The organism is Siccirubricoccus deserti (assembly GCF_014283215.1).
Lineage (GTDB): Bacteria > Pseudomonadota > Alphaproteobacteria > Acetobacterales > Acetobacteraceae > Siccirubricoccus > Siccirubricoccus deserti.
The window spans coordinates 1-11058 of sequence record NZ_JACOMF010000081.1 but is presented as its reverse complement, the minus strand read 5'-3'; the positions used below and the strand labels follow the sequence as shown (position 1 = coordinate 11058).

The window sequence follows — 11058 nt, the reverse complement described above, 5'->3', positions numbered from 1 at the left end:
GGGGCGGCGTAGGTTCAACCTTGGCGGGCATGGTCTCCGCAAACGGCTGGTTTCGAGTGTCGCAGCCGAAATCTATTGCCGGTCAGCGGCTTGCACCATGCCCGTCAGCCCACGTGAATGATCCGGGCTAGAGCCTTGATGCCTGCGCGGGCCAGCGCGGCCGGGTCGGCTCCGAATGACAGCCATGAGTCGGCGCGCACCTTGATATCGGGCGTCTGCGTAGCCGTTGGGGAACGTCCTCGCCCCTTCGATTTGGGCGCGTTGCTCCCTGGCGCGGATTTAGTGCGATAGGCCAAACGGGTTCCTGTGAGGTTGTGCAAAAGCTGAAAAATTAGCCTCAAAGTTAAGCAGCTTTGGTGCGCTCAGTAACCCGGTTCGATCGGCAGGTCGGCAGAATTGTCAGGTGATGAGGCATCTCCTCACCTCATGTCCTGGGCCTGCGTCCGACCATCCGCGTATTGGTGGCGGCCTTGGGGGCGGTGCGGCATCTCGCCCAAGCAAGTCCAGTACGGCGCTCGTGCGGGGGTGCCATCGGTGCTGATCGTCTACAACAACATGGACCCGATGCAATTGTCGGGCATTTGCAAGACCGCGGCGGCGTGGCGACGCTGACGCTGTACGAGAACTGCTTCGCCAAACAGCCGTTGGCTTATGATAAGATGCCACCCAGCATCTCGGTCGTGCGCGCCATTCGTGAATGATGGAGTGACCCGCGGCAGCAGCGGGTACACGACGGCGGATGGTACACCGAGCCCGACGATGATCTTCGGATGAGGGCATGGAACGGATTTGCGCGAGTTACCTGCCCAAATCCTTCAACGTGCCGTCACTACTGAGCCATACCCCGTCGCTCAAATAGATATCATCGCCAGATGCGTCGATAGAGAGTTCGGAATATATCTTCTGCATTTCATCCGATGGCGGCGCGTCGGTTTCGGCACACTCATCGAAAATATCAAAGAATTCCTCTGCAATACGATACGCATCGGATATGTACTCAAAACTGCAGATTTCTATGTATTCGCGCCCCTGGCGGTCCGATGTGGGATGCGGATAGTAGGTTTTCGTGTTCCCAGGCGGCATCATCCTTACGGATGTTCGTAGCGCAGTCTCGACGACCCGTTTTCGGTTTTTGTGTGGTCGAATCTCTCCGGTGTCCTCGCCCGCCGTTGCGGTCATGATTTTGTAGTGAGGTTCCTCGCCGATGAGTCTCAGGAATACAAAACCGTCCCTTATGACTATGAATTGGTCAGGGCTATTACTATGGAATTTTTGTGACCGCCGGATATCGAACAAATTTTTCATCAGAGCTTGCCCATCACGCATCAACCAGAGGCTACCTAGTGCCCATCAATACGACTATGCAATAGTATATTCAGCGCGGCGCGGCAATCAGCGTCACCTCGTGGCGCTGACGATCCGGCGCCTGCAATACGCACGACCACGCGCACTCCTCCGGCGCGGGCTCCTCACTGGATAGCCCGCCCAACCACACCCATGCACCGGAACGATGACCGGCGCTCGGACTGGATTGACTACACGGCCCGAGCCGCCGCGGTGGCGGCCGGTCGGTGCGGCCACGTGTGAATCGACAGATGGCTCTCCGCCAGGACGCACGCGACGTTGCCCTCCTGGCCCTCGCCGAAGGCGTACTCCGCGGGGGAGTGCCGTGCACCAACCAGTAGGAGGCGAACCATTGCGGGGAGCGTTGGGCATGAAATTGGCGCGGGCGTTGGGACGATCAGCGAGGTGCAGGAGTGGCCCGGGTTGGCGCGCGACGGTCTCGTGGCGGCCATTGCTCAGATAGGCCGGGCGGCGGCGCAGGTTGACCGGGCGCGCCCGTCTCCAAAAGACCGGACCGATTCCGATCGACCCTCCAACGGTTCCCCAAATTTCGGCGGATCATCCTCGCCGACCCTGGTCGCCTACAGCCGGACACCTCTAAAACCCTCTCGGGCGCAAATTCTTGCTCAAGCAAAGTCAACGACTTGAGACTTGCGAAGAGGCTGCAGGAGGAGGTTTTTAGAGGTGTCCATGTGCAGCGCTGTCTGGCCGTGTGGGGTTTTCCTAAAAGCCATACCACGATCCCATCGACCCAAGGTTCAGCACCGGAACCGCGAATGGATGGTCGAGCGCGTCGTGAACGGTACGTCCGGCGACCACGCCTCTTGCTGGGCGCCGTCCCTCACCGGCAAGGGCCTCGACGCAGGCCATCATGTGTCCACCCAGCGTGATCACATCGTCGATCAAGACGACAGTGCCCTCCGGCAAAGGAGGGTCACAGAAGCGTAGCTTGTCGAGAAGGGTGTGCGGGTTCCTTGGCCCGCCACCTTTAGAGGCTTTGACCATCTGCTCAGCCCAACGGAGGCGGGCGTGAGCCGAAGCCTGAATCCCGGCAGCCGTGGCTGCGGCAGCTACCGCATACGCCATCTCCAACGTACGGAACGACTCGGCTGGCTCGGATACAATCGCACCTGAGTTCGGAACAGGCACAAGCCGAATCGGCTTCGGAAGGTCGCTAATTTTTGAGACTGCCCACTTCGCCCAAACAGGAATCATTTCATGTGCATTCGTCGCTGTGAGCACGTAAGGCTGCCCGAATATTTTCATTTCGGCGCTACCGTTGAAAGGAAGCCCCTTTATCGCCTTGATCACCTTGGTCGCGCAGTGATCGGAGTTTCGCCACTTGGGCTTCGAAGCATCGTACACGAGGTACTGCGCCAACGCATGTATCGGTAACGTTGGCTCGCTTTCAGCGGAGTACACTGAGCAAGTCTCCGGGCTGTTCAAGTACATGTACAGTGGGATGACCCAGAAACTTATGAGGCCATAAGAGCCGAGCGTCTTCAACGACCGACCGCAGAATAAACAAATGTCGTTTAAGTCTCACACACTCGGCAGCCTGATGTAGAGTGCCCGACGTATCCGAAGCTTCGACGATGACTGTTACATCGCACAGAGCCGCCATAAGCCTATTTCGTTTTGGAAAGTTAGAGGGATAGACCTCAGAACCCCAAGCAAATTGCGAAATTAGCAAGTGCTCTCTATATATTTCCTCTTGCAGGGGTGCATTCTGCATTGGGTTGCAGCGGTCGAGCGGCGTTCCGACCACCGCGATAGTGCGGCCATCCGCTGCCAACGCCGTCGAGTGAGCAACCGTATCGACACCGAAGGCCAGCCCTGAAACAACCACTGCCCCGGCTCCAACGACCAGTCTGGCGAGCTTCGCGGCTCGCGCGCGCCCGTCGTCTGAAATCTGCCGCGTCCCGACAATCGCCACACAGCGTTGGCGCAGCAGTTCAAGGTCTCCGGCGCAGTACAGGCGGCTACCGTCAGGTCCGCCATCCCCCTTGAAAAGATCGAGCGTCATTCTGGCCCGGTCGGTGTCGAAGCGGCCCGACAACGCGAGCAGGTGACCAACTGTCGTTTCAATAGCACCGTCCGGCGCAGTGTACCGGCGCGGCGCGGATCGTGGCCGTCCACGGCCTTTGCCGGGCGCCATGGTACCGACCTCCATTTCCATCGGCCGCTCCCGATTCGTCTTTTTCATCCTGCCCTAACAACAAACTGAATCGCAAGTTGCACCGAACACTGAGGACGACGATTACCCTAATCCACGCATGAAGCTATGGCCCTGTCCCATTCGGGCAGGCTTCTGGGGGATAGTCCGCCGGGGCAAGGCGCCCCGACCACCGAAGCGTTGCCCGCACCACGGCCGCCTTCGCATCACCCGGCGAGCGCTCCAACTTCTCCCTCCTCGACCGCGCCTCGCACCCAGAGGAACCGGTCTTGCCGCCGGGCTCCGCCCGCGCTACCAGTCCCACATGGACTCTTGCCTCCTTATAGTCTGACGACCTGACCGGCCGCGTCATGTGGCCCCGGGGGCGTCCGGCTCGGAAGGCGCGGCCGTTGCACCGCGCCGGAGAGGCGAATCCATGCCCAAAACGACTCCCGTCGTCGCGCGCCCAGTCAGTGCTGCACAAGTAACAATTCAGGACTTCCGCGCCGTTTACCATCTCGCCCGGCGGACGATGACGGTGTACGACCCGCTCCTTCAGGACCGCCCCTCCCCGGCAGCCTATTCGGCCGCGGCCGCGAAGAGGGTGGTCCGCACCGCCCTGCTGACATCACTCGGCCGCCGGGTATTGCCGAAGGGCGCCGCGGACCTGCCCAGGCGGCTTGCCGAGATCGTACTGGTGACGCGGGTACCGATCGCCGCGGCCCGGCCGCTTGCCGAGCGACTGCGCGGCCATCATTGTCGCCTCTACCTCGCCGAGGCGCGGCGCCGCAGCCTGCCGACTTCCCTTAACCTTATCAAGAGGGGCCTCGAACCCCTCCGGATGACGTCCGAAGCCGGCACCCCTGGCGGCCGCCACGTCGCGCTCCTGACCGCCTCCGGGTGGGCCGAGTACCCCGGCCGCGAGTTCCGCCGCGCCGCCCTATCGGTCCTCGCCGGGCGCGACGATGCGGGATTGTGGGGTGTGCGGGTGCCCTCGACCCTGCGCGACGCGGACGCGGCGCTCATATGGCTCGAACCGGCGGTGGTGCGGCGCACCCGCGAGGCCGGGTTACGGGTGCTCCGTCAGGGCGATCTCTGGGTGATGGAGCGGCGTCGCGGCGGGTGCGGCATGGCCGCCTCGGCGATCCCGGCAGGCCACGTTTGGGACGCCGCAGCACGCGTCCTTCGTCACGGCGCGCACGACGAGCTTTCGGTCCCATTCCCCGCAACGGCCGTCGTCCCGGCGACCTTAGCGCCCCGGGGCACCGGACGCCGCCGCGGCGGCTGTGGGGCCAAGCCATGAGGTACGGCTCCTCGTTGTTCCTCGGGCTCGTGGAAGCCGAGCTTGTCGGCTACGGCGACTGCGGGCGGTTCCAGATCACCTGCCCATGCTGCCACGAGGCCGTCCACAAACGGGTGCTCCGGCGCCCAGGCGGCCGCGAGACACACTATCTCGCCCACTACCGCGAATCCCCGTCCGAGGAATCCGAGCGATGCGAGTTGCGGGTGGCGACGATCACGCCGCAGCAAGTGGAGATGGCGAGGGTCAAGGCGCGCGCGCGCAGGCGTTGGCGCTGTTCGTCGCTAGCTATCGGGAGTGCGTGGTGCGTGGTTTGGAGTTTGCGGCTCCACGGCTCACCTTGAGCACGCACGGTGGTGGCGACAGGTTCTCGGCGCTGCGCGCGGTGGCAGGGCGCGCGGAATGGCGGGCGCTGGCGGCGGATGTTCGGCGCGCCCACCTCGCGTCGGAGCGTCGGGGCGGCAACGACACCTTTGCGGAACTCCGCGATTGGGTGGCGAAGCGTGCAGCGGTGAACGGCCGCGCCGCTGATTTGGCGGAAGTCTGGCGGACGGAAGTTGAGGCGCACGCCAGGGCGATGCTGGCGCACGCACTCTCACCCCATGGGCAGGAGGCGTACAATGCGCTGTTCACTGCCGCTGGCTTCGCGGAGTACTATCAATGGCACGTCACTACGCTGGAAGGGCGGCCGGAATGGGGCCTCCCGGCCAACGCTTACGGCGAGGAGTGGCGGACGCTCTACGCCGCGGCCATGACCGATTTGATGACGGCGACGGGGAGCAGCCTGCGTTCGACCATTTCCAGGTTGCGGAACGCCTCAAGTCTTTTCCCGCGCGGCGCACCGACCATGCTGATGGAGATCACCAGACGGATGATGGTGGGGATGGCGGTCGTCCTGATAGGTGTCCCCTACGAGGACATCCTTCGTGAGCGGGCCGGGCTGGCGGGCCGTGCGGCGGTCCCTGACTGACCGTTGCATCCCATGCGATTACACCGCCGCGACCTCCCGAGACTGCGCATCGCTGCCGATGCGTGGCCTTCTCGTGCAGGGTAGCAGGACCGGCGATGACCCGGAGGACGACCTGCTCACTGTCATCCGCCTCGGCATCAGCCCGATGCGATGGCGGTATCAGGTACAAGGCAAGACCTTCCCGCTCGTCCGCGCGCGGGCGCTTGCAGCCAGCACTACAGCCTTTGCGGCGACGCGCCTGCACGATCCTCTCAGGTGACGCCCCGGGATAGTAGGCGCGGCTCGACGCCTCCACGCCGCCGCAGCGGCACCTCCGGTGCCGCCCCCAGACCCGGAACCCGTCGCTCGGCGCTGAGAGGCGCGGCACCTCAGTGGCCGGGGACGGCAGCCACGCAGGGCGCTCGGCCGAGGGCGCTCGCATGCGCGGCGACGGCCACCCGAGGTCCGGCAGTCGGCCGGAGGTGCTGGCCGTGGAGGGCTCGGGCGCGGCGCAGGCCGCCAGCGCCGCGAGGGCGGAAAGCAGGATCAGTGCTGCCGCGGTGCTTTTGGATGCGCGTGCCATCGTGGTCAGCCTAGCGGGGACGCCGCTGCGCGGGAGCGGCCGCTGCGGCCGAGCCGAAGCAGGTCCGGTCCGCCGTTCGCGCCATGACCTCCAAGGTAATCGACCCGAAGCTGGTCGGCGGCCGAAGATCAGGTCCGCCGAAGCAGGCAGAAACCGAGGAGGGCATCATGTCCGTCGAAGCACAAACGCAGCGGGGCTGGTCGGTCGATGGCTGGGTCGGGTTCTGGGGCAACCCGAGCCCCGAGGTGGCGCTTAGGCGAGTCCCAACCGTCGTCACCCCCGACGTGACTGCGGTCTGGCCGCGGATTTCCGGACGGGTGCAGGGACATGCCGAGTACGCCCAGCGCATTGTGGACCTCCTGACGCTGGTCCCCGACCTGCGCCTGGAACTCGGGGAGCACGCCGCCAACGGCGAGTTCGTATTCATTCGATGGATCGTCCGCGGCACCAGCCCGGACGGGCGGCGCTTCGAGGGGATCGGGACGGACCGCTTCCGGCTCCGGGACGGGCTGGTGGCCGAGAGCCTGATCATGTCCGACCTGCCGATCTTCGCGGCGTTGGCGCAGGCCGTCGAGCGTGGCCGACGGCCCGGCGACGCCTAGTGGTCAAAACCTAACGCTTGGTACCCGGGAATAGAAGGTCATACGCTTCCGGCGTGGTTCCTCGCGGAGGCCGGGATGAAGAACTTTCTCGCTGTCAGTTCCCTGGTCGTCTTGCTCGGAGGATGCGGTCTTATCGCCGCCTTGGACCAGATGGATCGGGAGGCAGACCAGCGAGCTTGCGACGGCTTCGGCTTCCGGCGACGGACGGATGCCTACTCGAACTGCATGATGCAACAGGCAGCGCAGCGCGAGGCGGAGGACCAGCGCGCCCAGCGCGCCCGCGACCGCGAGGCTTTCGAGAGGGTGCGAAGGCGATAGTCCGACCGGCACTGCCAGGGCACCAAGTGTTAGATTTCGTCCACTAGGCGACCTTGCCGCATCACCTCCTCCTGCATGTGCACGACATCACCGACGAACTGGTCGGCCACGTGGCCGCGCTTGCTCCGCTCGCCCGGCACCGTCATCGAGAAGGACAGGCAGGTCGAGCGAAAGAAGGAAGCGCGCCGCCCGCCCTCACCCCGTGCCCGCCCGAGGCACTGCCCCGCCCGAAATAAGCCGCCGTGGCATCGGCGGTGACCACGGTGGCCCTGCTCAGCCCTCGGCGCCCCTGATCCGCCTGATGCGCAGTTCCGCCTTGGCGCCCCAGCCCTCGACGCCCTCCGGCACCTCCGGACGGAACCGCTCGTAGAGCCGGAAGCCGACCCGCTCCAGTTCGTCTGGCGCCAGCAAGGCGGCCAGCCTCTCCATCGCCCCGCGCACCTCGCCTAGACGCTCGCCGAAGGCCCGCGCGAGGTAGTTCCGGATGGCGGTGGGCGAGCCGGGCTCGTCCCCGTTGAGTGGCACCACCGTCCCACCCTTCGCCGCCGCGACCGGCATCTCGCGCCCGAGCAGCCGCACGGTGTGTGGAAGCGCAGCCTTCCTGTCGTGACCCTGCGACGCCGCGCGGTGCGCGCCGCCGCCGTCGCCGGACCGCTCGTCCGCGATGCCGAGGCGCCGGGCCTTGACCCTGGCGCTGGCGCCCGCCACCGCGCGGCCGAGTGTCAACGCTGTCTCCTCGGAATGGCCCAGGCGCTCGGCCACCACGGCGGCCAATAGGGTGAGCACGGGGGCACGATTGACGCGGAGCGGGGGTGGATCGATCGGCATGTCGCCATCATAGCCGGGCCGAAGATCGCCGTGACACCGCCGACCAGCAACGCCAACGCCGCGCCCGGCCCGCGACTACCCCTTGGTCGCATCCACCATCACCGCCCGCCATATCTGGGCGGGCAGTCCTCCGCCGGTGACGCCGGTCATCGGCGTGGCGGCGGAGGTGTTGCCGAGCCAGACCCCGGCGACGTAGCGCTCGGTAAAGCCGATGAACCATGCATCTCGGTTACCGCTGGTGGTGCCGGTCTTGCCGGCAGCCCACCGCCCCGGATTGGCTAAGCGCCCCGTCCCATCCCTGACCACCCGCGCCAGCATACGCCGCATCGCAAGCGCATGCTGCGGGCGGATGACCGCCCCCCGAGCGTGCTCAACCCTGGCATAGAGGTGGTCTCCATCATTGCCGCGCACCTCCCGGACACAGTACGGCACGACAGGCACTCCTCGGGTGACCAGGGCCGCGTATGCGGCGGTGAGTTCGAGAAGCGTCACCTCATAGGTGCCGAGGGCGAGATCACCTGCCTCTGCCGAGGAGAGGTCAGCCGTGATGCCCAACCTCCGCGCGATGTCCCTCACGGCGCCCAGATCACCGGAGGCCAGCCGCACGGCTGCGGTGTTGGACGATCGGGCGAGGGCGGCTTCCAGCGTGACCTCGCCGAGGTAGCGGTCATCGAAGTTCCGCACTGGTCGTCCGCCAACCATCAAGCGGTCGTCGCTCACCGTCTGCTCTGGAGTCATGCCGCGTTCGAGTGCCGCGAGGTAGACGAATAGCTTTGCCACCGAGCCGGGCTGCCGCCGGGCCTGCGTCACATGGTTCCATTCTTTCGACCGGTAATCCCGCCCACCCACCATTGCAACCACCGCACCGTCAGGGCGCATCACCACAAGCGCGCCCTCCTCGATGCGCCGCGGTCCGCCATACCGTTCCAGTGCGCTGGCCAAGTGTTTCTCGGCCGCCTTTTGAATCCGGTGGTCGAGTGTGGTGAGAACCGTGCGAGTACCGGAGCGGACCAGCGACATCAGGTCCGCCTCTGTTTCCGTCCGCCGGCCGAACCACCCGACCTGGGTACCGCCGGGATGAAAGCCGCCCCAGGCGGCCCTCGTCGGCGCGACGACGAGCCTTTGCCGCTTCCCCACGTCCCCTTCGGTTCGGGTCAGGTATCCCTGCTCCACCATTTGCCCGATCACACGATGCGCGCGCTCCTGCGCCAGATCGAGGTTGCGATGAGGGTTGTAGCGGTTTGGTGCGGGCAGCAGCGAGATCAGCGCGGCGGATTCGAGCAGGCTGAGATCGCGCGTGGATTTGGCAAAGTAAACGCGCGATGCCGCCTCGATCCCATACGCTGACCCGCCGAAGAACACACGATTGAGGTAGACGTAGAGGATGTCCTCCTTGCTCATGTTGAGTTCGAGGATTGGGGCGAGGACCGGTTCGGCGAAAGCCTTGCGCAGCAGCACACTCTGCCTCTTGAAGTAGACCTCCTTGAGGGTCTGCTGGGTCAGCGTACTGCCGCCCTGCGCCCGACCGACGATGGTCGAGAGCAAGGCTCGCGCGACGCCCCGCGGATCGATGCCAAAATGCTGGTAGAAGCGTCTGTCCTCGCTGGCGACGAGCGCGTTGATGAGGTGTGTAGGTAGTTGTCGGTATGGTACTGGCGGTGCGTAGTAGGCTCCGCGGGCGCCGACGAACTCGCCGCGGGCACCAATGATTCGGACGCCCGGCTCCCTGTTGTCCACGACGAGTTTCTGGGCGTCGGCGAGTTCCAGCGCCTCGGCCGGCGTCGGCACGGCAGTGGCGGCCGCAGTAAGGCCCATGAACGCGAGGAGGCGCCGTCGGTTAAGCGGGACGCCTGCCGCGGTCATCCGCGAAACCCCTGCAATGCGCGTCGAAAGATGCTCGAACGATGGTAGTGAGCAGCGAGTGCATACCGCAAGGTCACCGGTATAGGTGCACCTGCACGACCACGAGAGATGGGGCGCCAAGCTGGCCATGAGATGCTGCGCCATAGCCGAAGCTCGAGCGTGGCTCTCAATGGTCCACCGGGCGGACCGTGGCGTGGGACGAAGTCCCACAGGGCACAGCCGCCTTCGCCGTCCCGGCGGCTCGTCAACTCCGCGGCGCCGGCGGTTCAATGCGGCCGAGCATCAGCAGCCCTGCTGTGCCGTCCAGCACGTCGTGGTCCGAGCGTGGATTGGCCTTTAAGGACCGCGCCGCGCTCTAGCCGCGGGACGCACACCCATTCTCCAGCAGGCGTGTTCTCGCTGCCTCGCGACACGCCGGGGATATTCCGATATGCCGAGCGCATGGCAGGTGATCGAAACGAATCCCCAAATGAGCGTGCCCCGCTCCTCTTGGTGTTTGGCGATCTGGCGCCGCGCGTCGCCGCCCTTATTCGCGCCCGGCCCCTCCTGATTGCTCGATTGATCGTCGCCCCGCGAGAGGCTGTGCATGCAATCGCGGCCTTCCTCCATCTCGCCCCCGATGCCGCAGGGCCGGACGCAGAAGTGGCCACGATCATCAATGATACCGATCCGCGCGAACTGCTGAATGCTGCCCTACCGGCATGTCCGGCGCGGCTTTACCGGGCGCTGGACCGGGCTGGGGACCGTGTCCGTGAACGGCGCTTCTACGAAAAGCTCGCCGCTGTGTGTAGCGGCCCCTTCGCTGACAGGCTGCTCGATGGCGCGCTTGACGATATCCGCGTCGCGCATTTCGAAGCCCTGTCGCGAATGGACCCGGCCCTGGGCGCTATCCGCAGCGCACTTCCGGAAAACACCTATCTGGTGGAGGGGATCGACAGTCTTGTCGCATTTCTCCGCGCTCGCGGTGCATTGCGTGATGGCGACCTTCGGCTGCCTCCTGGGGCCGGACTGCCGGCCATAACCCGGCGGCTCCGCGCCGCACTTAGCCGCATTGAGGCGCCTGATCCGGGTTTCAACCCGCCGCCGCCCTTCCGCCTACTGCGCACCAGTGACGAA

11 protein-coding genes are annotated in these 11058 nt (G+C 65.4%); 6 read left to right on the top strand and 5 right to left on the bottom strand.

Annotated elements, in window-relative coordinates:
• Positions 1-798: 798 nt before the first annotated feature.
• The 3 genes from H7965_RS26475 to H7965_RS26460 form a co-directional block, all read right to left on the bottom strand.
• A complete protein-coding gene (locus tag H7965_RS26475) occupies positions 799-1305 on the bottom strand; it encodes a hypothetical protein (protein WP_186773546.1) in 507 nt (168 codons plus the stop codon).
• Between the two features lie 762 nt (positions 1306-2067).
• Positions 2068-2724 (bottom strand): hypothetical protein, encoded by a 657-nt coding sequence (locus tag H7965_RS26465; protein ID WP_186773544.1) that lies wholly within the window; start codon positions 2722-2724, stop codon positions 2068-2070.
• Between the two features lie 28 nt (positions 2725-2752).
• Positions 2753-3523 (bottom strand): DNA-processing protein DprA, encoded by a 771-nt coding sequence (locus tag H7965_RS26460; RefSeq protein ID WP_222440830.1) that lies wholly within the window; start codon positions 3521-3523, stop codon positions 2753-2755.
• 412 nt (positions 3524-3935) lie between these two features.
• On the opposite strand from H7965_RS26460, the gene H7965_RS26455 reads away from it, so the two are divergent.
• From H7965_RS26455 to H7965_RS26435, 5 genes are all read left to right on the top strand, one after another.
• Positions 3936-4802 (top strand): hypothetical protein, encoded by an 867-nt coding sequence (locus tag H7965_RS26455; protein ID WP_186773543.1) that lies wholly within the window; start codon positions 3936-3938, stop codon positions 4800-4802.
• A 190-nt stretch (positions 4803-4992) separates the two neighbouring features.
• Positions 4993-5769 carry a hypothetical protein gene (locus H7965_RS26450; RefSeq protein WP_186773542.1) on the top strand — a complete coding sequence of 259 codons (777 nt, stop codon included), beginning with the start codon at positions 4993-4995 and terminating at the stop codon, positions 5767-5769.
• Between the two features lie 58 nt (positions 5770-5827).
• Entirely contained in the window at positions 5828-6028 is a 201-nt protein-coding gene (locus tag H7965_RS26445; protein WP_186773541.1) for a hypothetical protein, read from the top strand.
• A 470-nt stretch (positions 6029-6498) separates the two neighbouring features.
• Complete coding sequence (locus H7965_RS26440; protein WP_186773540.1) at positions 6499-6933, top strand: nuclear transport factor 2 family protein; 435 nt, start codon at positions 6499-6501, stop codon at positions 6931-6933.
• 75 nt (positions 6934-7008) lie between these two features.
• Complete coding sequence (locus H7965_RS26435) at positions 7009-7251, top strand: hypothetical protein (RefSeq protein ID WP_186773539.1); 243 nt, start codon at positions 7009-7011, stop codon at positions 7249-7251.
• 273 nt (positions 7252-7524) lie between these two features.
• Here H7965_RS26435 and H7965_RS26430 read toward each other — a convergent pair whose 3' ends face one another.
• Together H7965_RS26430 and H7965_RS26425 are read right to left on the bottom strand one after the other, a co-directional pair.
• The gene (locus H7965_RS26430) at positions 7525-8079 is read right to left on the bottom strand and encodes a hypothetical protein (RefSeq protein WP_186773538.1); all 555 of its coding nucleotides are present in this window, start codon (positions 8077-8079) and stop codon (positions 7525-7527) included.
• Between the two features lie 75 nt (positions 8080-8154).
• Positions 8155-9942, bottom strand: coding sequence for a transglycosylase domain-containing protein (locus H7965_RS26425; protein ID WP_186773537.1), 1788 nt, complete (start codon positions 9940-9942; stop codon positions 8155-8157).
• A 489-nt stretch (positions 9943-10431) separates the two neighbouring features.
• Here H7965_RS26425 and H7965_RS26420 point away from each other — a divergent pair.
• Positions 10432-11058 (top strand): hypothetical protein (locus H7965_RS26420; protein ID WP_186773536.1); only part of this gene is annotated, 627 nt, incomplete at its 3' end.